Origin of the sequence: Desulfuromonas acetoxidans DSM 684, from assembly GCF_000167355.1 — a bacterium.
GTDB classification, from domain to species: Bacteria; Desulfobacterota; Desulfuromonadia; order Desulfuromonadales; family Desulfuromonadaceae; genus Desulfuromonas; species Desulfuromonas acetoxidans.
Genome location: NZ_AAEW02000021.1, coordinates 20,460 through 34,657, shown reverse-complemented (window position 1 = coordinate 34,657; position 14,198 = coordinate 20,460). Strand labels below are relative to the sequence as shown.

General features: G+C 56.1%; 18 protein-coding genes. All 18 read right to left on the bottom strand.

Going from position 1 to position 14,198, the window contains the following annotated elements; genetic code table 11:
• Positions 1–5: 5 nt before the first annotated feature.
• The 18 genes from DACE_RS14530 to DACE_RS14445 all read right to left on the bottom strand — a co-directional run bounded on the left by DACE_RS14530 (position 6) and on the right by DACE_RS14445 (position 14,162).
• Entirely contained in the window at positions 6–1,361 is a 1,356-nt protein-coding gene (locus DACE_RS14530; RefSeq protein ID WP_006002469.1) for a tetratricopeptide repeat protein, read from the bottom strand.
• A gap of 113 nt (positions 1,362–1,474) precedes the next feature.
• A complete protein-coding gene (rlmH, locus tag DACE_RS14525) occupies positions 1,475–1,951 on the bottom strand; it encodes a 23S rRNA (pseudouridine(1915)-N(3))-methyltransferase RlmH (protein WP_006002467.1) in 477 nt (158 codons plus the stop codon).
• A 12-nt stretch (positions 1,952–1,963) separates the two neighbouring features.
• Positions 1,964–2,329 carry a ribosome silencing factor gene (gene rsfS, locus DACE_RS14520; protein ID WP_006002465.1) on the bottom strand — a complete coding sequence of 122 codons (366 nt, stop codon included), beginning with the start codon at positions 2,327–2,329 and terminating at the stop codon, positions 1,964–1,966.
• Positions 2,330–2,334: 5 nt separating this feature from the next.
• Positions 2,335–2,988: a nicotinate (nicotinamide) nucleotide adenylyltransferase gene (gene nadD / locus DACE_RS14515; protein WP_006002462.1), complete on the bottom strand. Its 654-nt coding sequence runs from the start codon at positions 2,986–2,988 to the stop codon at positions 2,335–2,337.
• Positions 2,989–3,001: 13 nt separating this feature from the next.
• Positions 3,002–4,258 (bottom strand): glutamate-5-semialdehyde dehydrogenase, encoded by a 1,257-nt coding sequence (locus tag DACE_RS14510; RefSeq protein ID WP_006002460.1) that lies wholly within the window; start codon positions 4,256–4,258, stop codon positions 3,002–3,004.
• 28 nt (positions 4,259–4,286) lie between these two features.
• Entirely contained in the window at positions 4,287–5,429 is a 1,143-nt protein-coding gene (gene proB, locus DACE_RS14505) for a glutamate 5-kinase (RefSeq protein ID WP_040367614.1), read from the bottom strand.
• A gap of 4 nt (positions 5,430–5,433) precedes the next feature.
• A complete protein-coding gene (gene obgE, locus DACE_RS14500) occupies positions 5,434–6,468 on the bottom strand; it encodes a GTPase ObgE (RefSeq protein ID WP_040367608.1) in 1,035 nt (344 codons plus the stop codon).
• Between the two features lie 248 nt (positions 6,469–6,716).
• Entirely contained in the window at positions 6,717–6,971 is a 255-nt protein-coding gene (rpmA, locus tag DACE_RS14495) for a 50S ribosomal protein L27 (protein WP_006002455.1), read from the bottom strand.
• A gap of 11 nt (positions 6,972–6,982) precedes the next feature.
• Positions 6,983–7,291: a 50S ribosomal protein L21 gene (rplU, locus tag DACE_RS14490; protein WP_006002454.1), complete on the bottom strand. Its 309-nt coding sequence runs from the start codon at positions 7,289–7,291 to the stop codon at positions 6,983–6,985.
• Between the two features lie 89 nt (positions 7,292–7,380).
• Positions 7,381–7,833 (bottom strand): PaaI family thioesterase, encoded by a 453-nt coding sequence (locus DACE_RS14485; RefSeq protein WP_006002452.1) that lies wholly within the window; start codon positions 7,831–7,833, stop codon positions 7,381–7,383.
• Entirely contained in the window at positions 7,823–8,158 is a 336-nt protein-coding gene (locus tag DACE_RS14480) for a NifB/NifX family molybdenum-iron cluster-binding protein (RefSeq protein WP_006002451.1), read from the bottom strand. Before DACE_RS14480 ends, DACE_RS14485 begins: the two co-directional genes overlap by 11 nt.
• Complete coding sequence (locus tag DACE_RS14475; RefSeq protein ID WP_006002449.1) at positions 8,155–9,069, bottom strand: ATP-binding protein; 915 nt, start codon at positions 9,067–9,069, stop codon at positions 8,155–8,157. Before DACE_RS14475 ends, DACE_RS14480 begins: the two co-directional genes overlap by 4 nt.
• Positions 9,066–9,914, bottom strand: coding sequence for a nucleotide-binding protein (locus DACE_RS14470; RefSeq protein ID WP_006002447.1), 849 nt, complete (start codon positions 9,912–9,914; stop codon positions 9,066–9,068). Before DACE_RS14470 ends, DACE_RS14475 begins: the two co-directional genes overlap by 4 nt.
• Positions 9,911–10,279, bottom strand: coding sequence for a NifB/NifX family molybdenum-iron cluster-binding protein (locus tag DACE_RS14465; RefSeq protein WP_006002445.1), 369 nt, complete (start codon positions 10,277–10,279; stop codon positions 9,911–9,913). Before DACE_RS14465 ends, DACE_RS14470 begins: the two co-directional genes overlap by 4 nt.
• A gap of 122 nt (positions 10,280–10,401) precedes the next feature.
• Entirely contained in the window at positions 10,402–10,653 is a 252-nt protein-coding gene (locus DACE_RS14460) for a DUF5320 domain-containing protein (RefSeq protein WP_006002443.1), read from the bottom strand.
• Positions 10,654–10,671: 18 nt separating this feature from the next.
• Positions 10,672–11,064 (bottom strand): NifB/NifX family molybdenum-iron cluster-binding protein, encoded by a 393-nt coding sequence (locus tag DACE_RS14455; RefSeq protein ID WP_006002441.1) that lies wholly within the window; start codon positions 11,062–11,064, stop codon positions 10,672–10,674.
• A 201-nt stretch (positions 11,065–11,265) separates the two neighbouring features.
• Entirely contained in the window at positions 11,266–12,642 is a 1,377-nt protein-coding gene (locus tag DACE_RS14450) for a sigma-54 interaction domain-containing protein (protein ID WP_006002439.1), read from the bottom strand.
• An 11-nt stretch (positions 12,643–12,653) separates the two neighbouring features.
• Positions 12,654–14,162: an Rne/Rng family ribonuclease gene (locus DACE_RS14445; RefSeq protein WP_006002438.1), complete on the bottom strand. Its 1,509-nt coding sequence runs from the start codon at positions 14,160–14,162 to the stop codon at positions 12,654–12,656.
• Positions 14,163–14,198: the final 36 nt, after the last annotated feature.

Here is a 14,198-nt window from a genome sequence, read left to right as displayed (position 1 = left end):
GATGGTTATGCTCCTGGCTGGGGGATCACCGGCTCGACAACCTTGCGGTCTTCGATCAGCTTGCGGAAGGCGATGCTGTAGCTGCCCCAGGTGCCACACTGTTCGCAGCGGCTCATCCACTCCAGAGAGGTGGTGCCGCAGCAGTCGCAGACATATCCGAGGCTGAGTTGGTTGTCGACGCCAAGGGCTTTCTGGTATTCCCCGATCGCTTCGTCAATGCGGTTACGGCGACGATGCGCTTCGGCCAGCAGCAGGTGGATCTGCGGGAAGTCGGGTGCGGAGCTCTCCACGGTGTAGATGTGCTCAAGAGCTTCGTCAACCATTTCCAGACGCAGACACAGTTTGCCGTAGAAAAAGCGCAACACCAGGTCGTTGCTGCGTGCCATCAGAGCGCTGCTGTAAAAGGACAGCAGGGATTGCGGATCTTCCTGCTCAATGTAGAGATTCTCCAGGCGAGAGAGAAACACACTGCGGCCGAGTTTTTTGTAGCTGTCTTGCCAGATGAGTGCTGCATCTTCCGCATTGTTCTGCTGGGCGTAGGCATCGCCGAGGGTGACGCGGGCCGCCGTAAACTCCGGTGCTTCCTTGATGATCTGTTTTAGGGACGAAATGGCCTGATCTTCATCATTGTTGGCCAGTTTCTGGCGAGCAACCTCGTAACGGATGGAGAGAAGTTTTTCTTTCTCCTCCTGGATGCGGTTGCCACTCGGGCCAGCCTTGAGCAAACGCTTCTGCAGCTCAAGTGCCTGTTCCCAGCGCTGATGCTTCATGTGGAGGTCGCGTAAGGCGCGGATAGCTTTGCGGTTATCCTTCTCCAGTTCAAGGATCTCTTCGATCTCCTTGCACGCTGAATCGTCTTCGCCCAGATCTTCGTAGGTGGCCGCCAGTTTGAACAGAACTTCGAGGCTTTTGCCGTTAATACTTTTGGCTTTGCGCAGTAAGGTGATTGCCCCCTGTTGGTTGCCTTCCTGGGTGTTGACGCTAGCCAGAGCGATGTAGCTTTCCACCTTGTTTGGATTTTTGTCGATGGCTTTTTGCAGTAGGGCGTGGGCTTTTTTGATGTCACCGGAGAGCAGGCGACCGACGCCGTCACGGTAGATGGTCTCGATCTCTTTGTTTCTCTTCTCACCGCGGCCACGCAGCCAGTTGCGCATTCCGTAGGTCAGTGCGCCGTAGAGGTGAAAACCGTAGCCGATGAACAGACCAACCAGAATACAGCCAATGACCACAACCGTGACCGGGTACGTGACCGAACTGTCCGGCAGGAAAAAAATAGTCATTTCCTGGGGGTTGATGCCTGAGAAGAAGACAAAAAAAGCCAGGAACATGATGACAACGAGAAGAAATGACATGAGGGTCATACGGTCCTCCTGCGGGAAATTCCCGAGATAAATATAAAATTATATCTACAATATACCAGATGTATGGATGCTTCAGTTTTGTCCCGTTCGACGAGACCGGTCGACGGTAGCCGTTAACTGTTGTGATACGGCTCCCGACGGATAATTGTCATGGCCCGATACAGTTGTTCGTAAAGGAACATGCGGGCCATCTGGTGGGTCATGGTCATGTCAGACAGCGATAGCAGGCTGTCGCAACGTTGCCGCAATGCCTCTGTTAGACCATACGCGCCACCGATAATCAGACATACATTGGCTGTGCCCTGATTCATATGTCTTTCGAGGTTGGCGGCCAGCTTTTCGGAGCTGAGCCGGCGCCCCTTTTCGTCAAGACCAATGACGTAGCTTCCTGCCGGAATGCGTGCCGTCAGTGCTTCGGCCTCATGGTTGCGAACAAAGTCGGCCGTGGCTTTTTTCCCACCGCGCTTTTCCTCTTTTAACTCAATCTCGTCAACGGGCAGATAGCGCTTCAGACGTTGGCGGTATTCGTCACGTCCCTCCTTAAGGAAGGGGAGCGACAGTTTTCCGACACAAAGAATCGTCAGTTTCACGGTTCTCTGTTGTTAACCGTTAGCTTTGTTTGTCTGGGGCTGTTCCAGTTCAGCCGCCTCAGACCACAGGCCGTCCAGATCGTAAAATGAGCGGACCTCCTGTTGAAAGACATGCACCATCACATCGCCGTAGTCCAGCAGGACCCAGCGCCCTTCGTTCATCCCTTCGATAGCGAGGGGTTGCAGGTCGTGGTTCTGCTTAAGGCCCAGACGGACAGACTCGGCAATGGCCTGCACCTGACGGTCCGAGGTGCCGGTGGCCAGGACCAGATAGTCGGCCAGGGATGACAGTTTGCTGATGTGGAGCACCTTGACGTCGAGAGCTTTTCTGTCCAGAGCGTATTCAGAACACAACAGAGCGCGTTGATCGGATTGCAAAATCGTTAACCTTTCCCGGACGCATACAGGTGATGCGTCTTGATGTATTCGTAGACCGCCTGTGGAAGTGCCTCTTCAACAGGGCGGTTGTCAGCCAGGTTGTGACGTATTTGTGTTGACGAAATGTTGATGAACGATTCCGTCAGGAAATACAGGTGGCTGCCACTTGTGTGGCAAAAAGTTTTAAGTACGGAATCATAACAGAACTGCCCGCGGATAGCAACGGGCAGAGCGTCTGTCGACGCTGGTTTCGCCACGCCCGGACGACGGGCGACGACCAGATTGCATAAGGGGAAAATATCCTCGAAATGGTACCAAGTGTGCAAGCTGTGAAGCGAGTCCATGCCGATAAGGAAATAGAAGCTGTCCTCGGGGTAAAGAGCATGAAGCTGTTGCAGGGTGTCGCGTGAATAGCTTTTGCCTTGGCGATGTCCTTCAATGTCGCATGCCTCAAAGCCGTCTGTCCCGGCAATCGCGCACTCAACCATGGCCAGTCGTTGTGCAAACGGCGGCAATCCCGCAACCTTTTTATGTGGTGGGATGGCTGCCGGGATAAATAACACCCGGTCTAACGCAAAGCGTTGCTGCATTTCCCGGGCAATGGCCAGGTGTCCCAGGTGGATGGGGTTGAACGTGCCGCCGATAATCCCTGTCTTCATCGTGTCTGTTCCGTCAGGGGCGCACTTGGCCGTCGCCGAAGACCACGAATTTGCGCGTGGTCAGGTCCTCCAGCCCCATGGGGCCAAAGGAGTGCAGCTTTGTGGTTGAAATACCGATTTCAGCGCCGAGACCAAGCTGGTTGCCGTCGGAAAAGCGTGACGACGCGTTAACCATGGTGACACTGGAGTTGACGCTACGGGTAAATTTTTGCGCGTTGGCGTAATTGCTGGTGACGATGACCTCGGTGTGGAGCGAGGTATGGCGGCGGATGTGGTCAATGGCCTGATCGAGGTTGTCGACCACGCGGACCGCAAGGATCAGGTCGAGGTATTCCTCGTCCCAATCGGCTTCCGTGGCGGCGACCGCGTCATCAGTCAGGGCGCAGGTGGCCGGGCAGCCGCGTAGTTCCACTTTGTGCTGCTTCATGGCTCGGGCAATATGCGGTACAAAGGTTTCCGCAATGTCCTTGTGGATCAGCAGGGTTTCCATGGCGTTGCACACGCCGGGACGCTGCACCTTGGCATTAAGGCAGATCTCGGTGGCCATATCGGTGTCGGCGTCGGCATCGACAAACGTGTGACACACCCCTTTGTAGTGCTTGATCACCGGGATATGCGAGTTCTCGCTGACAAAACGAATCAGGCCTTCGCCGCCGCGGGGAATGATCAGATCGATCTCCTCGTCGAGTTTTAACAGCTCATTGACAGCCTGGCGATCCGTAGTGGTGACCACCTGGAGGGCGGCTTCCGGCAGTCCCATGCCTTTTAGCTCGTTTTTGAGGATGGCACCGATAGCGGTGTTGGAATGAATGGCTTCAGAGCCGCCTCGCAGGACCACGGCATTGCCACTCTTCAGGCACAGGGCGGCTGCGTCGGCGGTGACATTGGGCCGGGATTCGAAAATGATGCCGATAACGCCCAGCGGAATGCGCATGCGGCCTACCTGGATGCCGTTGGGGCGGCGCCACATGCCGGTAACTTCACCGACCGGGTCGGGCAGTGCGGCGACTTCCCGCAGGCCGTCAGCCATGGCTGTGATGCGGTCATCATTGAGAACCAGGCGGTCGATCATGGCGCTGGACAAGCCGTTGTCGCGAGCTGCCTGAAGGTCTTTTTCGTTCTCCTGTTGCAGCTGGCTGGTTTTGGATTCCAGGGCTGCAGCCATACGACATAACAGGTCATTTTTGACTGCCGAAGAGAGCTCGGCCATGGTTGTCGCCGCTTGTTTGGCCTCCAGGGCCAGTTGTTTCATCTGCTCTGCAACATTCATCCTCAACGCTCCTTGCGTGTTTTTTAAATTAACTGTTTTCGTCACCGTCGGCTTCGGTCAAGACCAGATTGTCACGGTGAATGATTTCGTCGCCATATTTATAGCCGAGAACCCGCTCGATTTCAGCGGTTTTTTTTCCCATGATCTGCAGCAGTTCAGCCAGGGCGTAGTTGGTGACCCCTTTGGCGAATTCATTGCCCTGCTCATCGCACAGACGCACGGCATCGCCACGATCAAAGCCGCCTTCGACGCCCTTGATGCCCGATGGCAGCAGGCTGCGGCCATTGTGAACGACGGCATTGACGGCGCCTTCATCGACGAGCAACTTGCCGCGTGGTTTTTTGGTAAAGGCGATCCAGTGCTTTTTTGCTGCCATGCGGTTGCTGGCCGGGAAAAAATAGGTGCCGATATCTTCGCCGTCAAACAGACGGAGCAGGTTGCCGGGCGTCAGGCCGTTGATAATGGCAGTGCCGACTCCGTGCATGGTGGCGCGCTTGGCCGCCTTGAGTTTGGTGGCCATGCCACCGGTGCCGAGTTCGCTGTCGGCCACACCGGCCATGGCTTTGACCTTTTCATTGATTCGCTCCACCTCCTGGATCAGGGCGGCATCGGGGTGTTTGCGCGGATCTTTGTCGTAAAGGCCGTCGACGTCGGACAGGATGACCAGCAGGTTGGCGTCGACCAGATTGGTCACCAGAGCCGACAGGTTGTCGTTGTCGCCAAAGCGGATTTCGTCAACAACGACGGTGTCGTTTTCATTGATAATCGGGACAATGCCGTAATCAAGCAGCGTTGTCAGGGTGTTGCGCGCGTTGAGATAGCGGCGGCGATTGGCCAGGTCGTCACGGGTCAGCAGCACCTGAGCAACGTTCTCCTTGCGCTCGCGAAACGCTGTGCGGTAGTAACGCATCATGCGGCTTTGGCCAACGGCAGCAGCCGCCTGTTTGAGTGGGATGGTCTTCGGCCGGCCGGTGATGCCCAGATCTTTTTTTCCGGCCGCCACGGAACCCGACGAGACCAGGATGACTTCGTAGCCACGCTGCTTCAACGTGCAGATGTCCTGGGCCAAGGCGTCAAGGTGGTTGCGATCGAGGCCGTCCTGATCAGAAATTACCGCACTGCCAACTTTGATTACCACCCGTTTTGCCGGTGAAATCAATGTTTTGCGCATGGCTTTAATTCGTCGTGCCATCATCAGAAGTTGCTTCCTTTAACGCGTCGAGACGTGTTCCCACTTCCTCGACCAGTTCTTTAAGGCCATCACCGCTGATGGCGGAGATGGTAAACACCTGATAGCCGCGTTGTTCAAACAGGGGACGGGCGATTTCAGCCCGCTCGCGGACATCGGTGACATCGTTTTTAGTCAGCACCACCAGTTGCGGTTTGTTGGCCAGGGTGGCATCGTGACGTTTCAGCTCGCCATTGATGATATCAAACTGCTCAAGTAGGTTGTCCTCCGGGGCGCTGGTCAGATCCACCAGGTGGAGGAAGAAATCAGTCCGTTCCACATGGCGCAGAAAGCGGGTGCCAAGGCCTTGACCGTCGCTGGCGCCCTCAATCAAGCCGGGGATGTCGGCCATGACAAAGGTTTTAAAGCCGCCATAGCGAACCACGCCGAGGTTGGGCACCAAGGTGGTAAACGGGTAGTCCGCTACTTTGGGCCGGGCTGCGGACACGGCACGGATCAGGGTTGATTTTCCGGCGTTGGGCATGCCCACCAAGCCGACGTCGGCCAGCAGCTTCAGTTCCAGCCGCAGGGTAAGTGTCTCGCCGGGGGTGCCTGGTTGACAGTGGCGCGGTGCTCGGTTGGTGCTGGTGGCAAAACGGGCGTTGCCGCGGCCGCCCTGGCCGCCGCTGAGCAGCTTGGTGGTCTGCCCGGGTTCGACCATGTCGGCCAGCAGTTCATCGCTGTCCGCATCGTAGACCAGCGTGCCGGGAGGCACGTGGATGGTCAGGTCGTCGCCGGTTTTTCCGTGCATGTTTTTGCCCATGCCGGGGGCGCCGTTGGTTGCCTTGTAGTGGGCATTGTAGCGAAAATCGAGCAGGGTGGTCAGGCTGGAGTCGGTGTGCAGATAAACGTCGCCACCGTCACCGCCGTCACCGCCGTCAGGACCGCCACGGGGAATAAATTTTTCACGCCGAAACGACATGCAGCCGCGGCCGCCGTCGCCGGATTTGATGTGGATTTTGACTTGATCAACGAAGCGCATGATCGGGTATTGTCTTTCTTGCGACGCGCGTTGTAAACGCGATGATCGCATGAATTATAAAGTCGGCTGGTGTTGTGAATCGTGTTGCCTGGCAACACCGCAACGTTTTTTAACGGTTTATGGGGCCACGGGTAGTCGAAATGAATATCCGGCGTCTTTTTGTAAAAACGTTCTCCCAATTTACCATAAAAAAACCCGAAGTTCTCAACGCTGAACTCCGGGTCTTTAGTTGTGTGTTGTTCGCGCGACTAGTTGGCGTAAACAGAAATTTTCTGACGCTTCTTGTCTTTGCGTTCAAACTTGACAACGCCGTCGATCAGGGCGAACAGGGTATAATCCTTGCCGCAACCAACATTGTTACCTGGGTGGAACGTGGTCCCACGCTGACGTACCAGGATGGAACCGGCTGTCACTTCCTGACCACCGAATCGCTTGACGCCAAGGCGCTTACCAACACTGTCGCGACCGTTCTTGGAACTGCCGCCCGCTTTTTTGTGAGCCATGAGTAGCCTCCTTAAGCCTCAATGCCTGTAATCATCAGACGAGTGATGGGTTGACGGTGTCCATAGGTCTTGCGAAAGCCCTTGCGACGCTTGGATTTGAAGACGAGAACTTTTTTGTCCTTGCCCTGCTCGACAATGCGAGCTGTAACCTTTGCGCCTGGCAATAGAGGTGCTCCGATTTTTACCTCTTCTCCGCCGACCATGAGGACCTCGCTCAGTTCGATGGTTTCACCCACAGAACCGGCGATTTTTTCAATTTTTACTGTGTCACCTTCGGATACTTTGTATTGTTTTCCTCCGGTCTTGATCACCGCATACATGTACTTCACCTCGTTTCTCTGTGTTTTTATGCTTCAGTAACGGCGCACTGTACCGTTCGATCGGGGCGCTGTCAAGGAGATTTTTCCCCTTAACGGGCAGGCTGGTCCGCCCCGTTTGGCAGGGCATCGAATTGCATAAACTTCGCATCGGCGCGTGCCATCAGGCAGTTCTCCTGGTGGAGTTGCGCCTCGACTCGATAAACAGGTGGCAGGCTGTGGGTGATGCGCGCCGACAACTGCAGAGTGGCTTCGGCGGGGACCGGCTGAACAAAACGGATTTTCAATTCTCCGGTCACCGCCTTAATGCGATGGGCGAACAGGCAGTGGGTCATGGCGCTATCGAGCAGGGAACAGATGATGCCGCCGTGGAGCAGGCTCTGGTAGCCCTGTAGCCACGGCGAACCGCGAAAAGAGGTGTGGACACCTCCCTGACCGTCGTCGCTGAACGAAAGTTTCAGCGACAGCGGATTGTGCTCACCACACATAATGCAGTGTTGATGCCCTTGACCTTGACCGGTGGCTGTTGCCAGATCAATGGTCACAGAGATTGATCCCGGTGGTCAGGCTGCCGTTGAGATGTTGTTGGACCAACACTTGAGGCAGTTCGGCAGGTGCGCCGGTAATGACCTGAATGCCGTTGTTGTCAAATAACTGCTGGGCACGTTGGCCCATGCCGCCGGCAATGATCAGAGTGACCTGCTTTTCAGCCAGCCATTGCGGCAGAACACCCGGCTCATGTGGCGGCGGGGTGATAAATTCAGGGCTGCCGATTTCGGCATTTTCGTCGACAGTGACAATGGCAAATTTTTCACAGTGGCCGAAATGGGGGGTTAGTTTGCCTTCGGCTGTAGGGATAGCGATTTTCATACACGAGACTCCTGGTTTTTCGGTAAGAGGTTTGAGGGTTCAAGAACGGTTACAAGACCGTTGAGGTTATTCCATAGATCGCGAATGGCCATGGCGGCAATGCTGTCGTGCTGGCGGACCACTGGTTGGGCCTTGAGCTGGGCGTTGACCATATGGCGATCAAACGGGATCAGACCGACGCAGTCTACATGGCGACGGGCTGCCGCGTCGCGAATCTGCCGGGTCATGTTGGGGTTGATGTCCCAGCGGTTGATACACAGGCTGCCGGGGATGGAAAAATGTTCCAGCAAGTCAATAATTCGCTCCATGTCGTGTAACCCCGACAGGGTGGGTTCAGTCACGATCAACACATGGTCGGCGCCGGTGATGGAAGCGATAACCGGACAACCAATCCCTGGGGGGCCGTCGATCAGCAACAGGGGGATGTTGTGTGCCTTTGCCCATTGATGTGCCTGCTCGCGGACCAGACTGACCAGTTTTCCGGAGTTTTCGGCGCCGACATCAAGCCGAGCATGGATCATCGCGCCTTGCTCGGTGTGAGACTGATACCATTCACCGCAGCGGCGTGGTTCCATGGTGATGACCTGTTGCGGGCAGAAACGGGCACACACTCCGCAGCCTTCACAGCCGGACGGCTGAATGGTGTAGGGTGGTGTGGCGCTGATGCCGCCAAATCGGCACAAACGTTGGCATTCACCACATTGGGTGCACCCTTGTTCGTCGATCACCGCAATGGTGCCGCTGATAAATTCATGACAGTGGTCAACTTGCGGTGACAGCAGTAGATGGAGATTGGCCGCATCCACGTCGCAGTCGGCGATGACGCAGTCGTCAGCAAGATCGGCCAGAGCTGCGGTCAGGCTGGTTTTGCCCGTGCCGCCCTTACCACTGATGATAGTCAGTTCTTTCATGACAGACTCTCCCGATACAGTTTCTCGGCATGTTGCAGTACAATTTCAAGTTGCGTCTCCAGGCCGGGCAGGGCGTCAAGCAGCCCTTCGCCGCGCGAATACGCCACGGCCACCCGTTTTTCATACGGCAACTGCAGTAAAACCGGGATCCTTTCTCGGCGACAATAGTTAGTAACGCTGTTGTCGCCGAGATCGCTGCGGTTAATGATCACGGCGATGGGGCGTTTGAGTTGACGCACTGTTTCGACGGCAATCTCCAGATCATGCAGGCCGAACGGAGTCGGCTCGGTGATCAGCAGGACCATGTCCGCATCCTGAATGGTGGTCGACAACGGGCAGGATGTGCCCGGTGGACAATCAAGCAGGATCAACGTCTCGTCGTTTTGATGGCGCTTCAGAGCGCGAATCAGTGGTGGTGACATGGCCAGCCCGACATCCAGCACACCGCTGAACAGGTCGATCTTGCCGTGGCGGGCTTTGCGGATTACGCCGATGCGTTGCTGCTGTTCGCTGATGGCATCGTGGGGGCAAACCAGACGGCAGCCGCCACAGCTGTGGCACAGCCCTTCAAATAGAACCGTTTCCGTCGGCAGGCAGGCCAGAGCATTAAATGCGCAAAACTCACCACACGCGCCACAATGCTGGCAGCGTTGTTCATCAATGCGTGGCACCGGCACCGTGACAATTTCACAATCTGTCGCGGCCTGCTCAAAAAACAGATGGCTGTTGGGTTCCTCGACATCGCAATCGAGCAGTTGAACCGGTCTGTCAGCGACCTGGGCCAGAGCAACGGACAGCGTCGTTTTGCCGGTTCCCCCTTTTCCGGAGGCGATGGCCAGTTTCATACCTCACCCCAATGGCCCTCAACCGTGGCATCTTTGGTGGGCGAAAGCTGGCCATTTTTCAGCGCGTCAAGTGCCTCACTGATTGTCATGGATGGCGTTGGGTACACGGTAATATCTGAGCGATTCAGCAGAGCAAACGCTTTTGGGCCGCACTGGCCGGTGACTACGGCATTGACGTTGTTCTGGATCAGGTGTGTGGCGCTCTGAATCCCAGCGCCTTGGGCGGACTGGCGATTCTGAGTGTTTTCAATGACTTCAATGGATTCCTGCTCGGTATCAACAATCAAGAAGCGTTCGCTGCGACCGAAACGGGTATCCACCAAAGCCGTAAGATCGTTTCCTTGGGTACTGAAAGCTATTTTCATGGTTCCTCTGCTCATCACAGCGGCTGAAATCCGTCATGATGCCTTGAGTTGCTGGGAGTCTGTCGATAGGCTGGTTTGTTGTGTCGCCCCGGCATGTTCGACAGACTCCTGATGTGGAAAGATCAGTTACGTTGACGACCGAGTTCTTCCAATGCTTTGCTCATGGTGTTGAGCTGTTGTTGCATCTCATCCATTTGTTGGCGCAGGGCCGCGTCATTGGTGTCGTCGAGACGGCGGACGCCTTGACGCATCATTCCCTGGCGGCCCATACCGCGGCCGGAAATACTATTGCGCTGTCCGCGGCCGCAACGACCGGCACCGCGACCTGTCATTGGGCCCTCTCCTAATGGCCCTGTTCCGTTCTGATTGGGCATGATCGACTCCTTTTCAGGTTATTTCAGAGGACGCAGCATCGTTTGTTTGTTGCGTCGTCCTCGTCGCTGCCGTCCGGCACCACCGCAACCCGGCATGGGGAAGTGGTGTTCCAGCGGCACATGGTTAAGCCAGCCGTCAATGACGGCCTGGCAAGGTCCGGCGATAAAACGGTATACCGTGATGCCGTAACCGTCCGCCGCGTAGTAACTGCTGCAGGTCATGGCGCCACACACCAGTGTGGTCACCTGTTGCTGCTTGAGAAACCACAGTTTGTCTAAGGCGGAACCTTCGGGAAGGGTCAATTGTCGCCAGGGCTGATCCAAATGTTCATCGACAATGATCAGTTGACTGGCCACATCAAATACCGGCGCGATGCGGTCATTCCAAATCGTAAATCCTGCAGTAGCCACAGGCAGCTCCTTCCCGGGTGGTTTCCAGAGTGTTGCTTGACCATATGAGCAAAGGGAGTGCCAAAGCGGCTCTTTTGCGGGGTGTTTTGATTTATCTCGCTGGTTTCACAGGGTGTTTTTTTGTTTTTGTTTTGATGGGCATTGATGTGCGAAGGTGGGAATGTGACGCGTTTGTGCGACGGTACTGGTGGTGGCGTTGCTTTATTGCGACGCTGTGCTGTTGCGCCCGTCCTGGTCGGGCAGGGAGATGTTTAATGTATTGATTTTACGGTAGAGCGTTGCCTTGTGGATGTTGAGTTCGCGGGCTGTCGCGGCACGGTTGTAGTGATTGCGTCGCAGTGCGGCGAGAATCACCTGGCGCTCGTGCTGCTGGCGGCTGGCGCGCATGGCTTGGGCACCGCTGTCGGCGGCTCCCCGTTGCAGTGCTGCAGGCAGGCAGGGTAGGTCGATTTCGCTGGTTTTGCACAGAACAAAGGCCCGTTCGATGATGTTTTCCAGTTCGCGTACGTTGCCCGGCCAGTGATGGGCCATCAGGGCGCTGAGCGCCGCCGGTGTGACGGTTTTGATGTTTTTATTTTGCAGCTGGTTGAAGCGTTGGATGAAGTGATCGACCAGCAATGGCAGATCTTCCATGCGCTGGCGCAGAGGGGGCAGATCGATCTGTACGACCTGAATACGATAGAACAGGTCGCGGCGGAAGGTTCCCTCCTCCACCATCTGTTCCAGGTTGCGGTTGGTGGCGGCCAGGATACGGGCATGGCAGGGTTCACTGCGGTTGGCACCGAGCGGTTCAAACTGATGTTCCTGTAACACGCGCAACAGGCGCACCTGCAATGCCTGACTGATCTCGCCGATTTCGTCGAGAAACAGAGTGCCGCGTCCGGCGGCGGCAAAGCGTCCCGCTTTGTCGGCAACGGCACCGGTAAACGCCCCTTTTTTGTGGCCGAACAGTTCGGATTCAAGCAGGGTGTCGGGCAGTGCGCCGCAATTGACGGCGACAAACGGCTGCTCGGCGCGGTCGCTGATACTGTGGATGGCCCGGGCGACTAGTTCTTTGCCGGTGCCGGTTTCTCCCTGAATCAGCACCGTGCTGCTGCTGGCGGCCACGGCGGTGATCAGTTGAAAAATATCGTGCATCACCGGACTGTGGCTGACCAGATCGCCCAGTTGGCGCCGGCCGCTGAGTTGCTTGCGCAGCGTTTCCACTTCGGTGAGATCGCGAAATGTTTCGGCACCGCCGATGATGTGACCGTGACTGTCGCGTAGCACAGCAGTGGAGATACTGATGGGGATGCGGCGGCCCAAGGCATTGATCATGTAGCCGGTGCGGTTGATAATTGGCTTGCCGTCGGCCAGGGTCTGACGCAAGGCGCAGTGGTTTTCGCACATGCTTGAACGAAACACCTCGGAGCACAGTTGGCCGATGGCCTGATCGCGCGGCGTGCCGGTGATCTCCTCGGCGGCGCGGTTAAATGAAGTGATGCGCCAGTCGTTATCAACGGTGAACACGCCATCGCTGATGCTCTCAAGGATCGCCTCGGTGGAGGTGGTCAGATTGTCGTCATCCTGTTTGGCCATGGTTCACCCTGCTAGCCCGCGCCGATCTCGAACTGTTCAATGTGGAAATTGGGCCGGGCGATAATGGTGATCTGTTTCTGGTAATGACGCTCCAACTCGTCAATGACGCTGCTCTCCTCGTCGTAAAGCAGTGCGGCAACATCGGGATGAACCTGCAGGTTGACCCGATAACCGGGCAGATCGTTCATCTCCCGCTTCAACTTGCGGAAAATCTCAAACACCATGGTGGTGCGGCTTTTGATGTAGCCGGTGCCTTCGCAATACGGGCAGGGTTCGCACAGGGTGCGGCCGATGCTTTCACGCACCCGCTTGCGGGTCATCTCAACCAGGCCCAGTTCGGAGATCTTAAGGATATTGGTTTTGCTTTTGTCGCTTTTCAGCGCTTCTTCTAAGGCACTATGCACCTGTTCGCGGTGGGCCTCCTTCTCCATATCGATAAAATCGATAATGATCAGGCCGCCGATGTTGCGCAGTCGCAGTTGGTAGGCAATCTCGCGCACAGCTTCGAGGTTGGTTTTAAGGATGGTGTCCTCGAGATTACGTTTGCCGACAAAACGGCCGGTATTGACATCCACTGCGGTCAGTGCCTCGGTCTGCTCAATGATGATGTAGCCGCCGCTTTTCAACCACACTTTACGCCCCAGAGCCCTGGCGATCTCCACTTCGAGACCGTATGTGTCGAACAGTGGCTCGTTCTTGTCGTGCAGCTCAATGGTGTACTGCTGCTTGGGCATGTAGGTGCCAAGGAACTGGACGATCTTGTCGTACTCACTTTGCGAATCAACAACGATGTGGCGGATGTCCTCAGTGAGGATGTCACGCAGTACTTTGCTGGTTACGTCGAGATCGGAGTGGATTAGGCACGGTGCCTCAGCATCCTTTTGACGCGAATCAATATCTTTCCACAATTCAGAGAGATAGAGCATGTCGGCACGCAAATCCTCCTCGCTTTTACCTTCGGCCGCAGTGCGAACGATATAACCGCTGCCTGCCGGGCGGATCTCTTCCACGGTAGTCCGCAGCCGTTCCTTCTCTTCCTCATTTTCAATGCGTCGCGAAATGCCGATGTGGTCGATGGTCGGCATGTAGACCAGGTGGCGCCCAGGCAACGAGATGTGTGAGGTGATGCGGGCGCCCTTGGTGCCGAGAGGTTCCTTGGCGATCTGGGCGAGGATCTCTTGGCCCTCCTGAAGCAGGTCTTCAATGGGCGGCAGTGGTTTTTCCTCCATCCCTTCATCACCGGGATCGGCGCTGGAACTACGGCCGTCGACATAATCGACCACGGCATCCATTTCGTCGATCACGTCAGCGACGTAAAGGAAGCCGGCTTTTTCCAGGCCGATATCAACAAAAGCAGCCTGCATGCCGGGCAGTACGCGGATCACTTTGCCCTTGTAGATGTTGCCGACAATGCCGCGTTCGCAGCAGCGTTCGATGTAGAGTTCGGCGATGTGGCCGTTCTCCTGCAGGGCAACGCGGGTTTCGCGCGAGGTGGTGTTGATGACCAGTTTTTTGGTCATGGGAGACTCCTTTTATATAGAAAGCAGATAGATTCT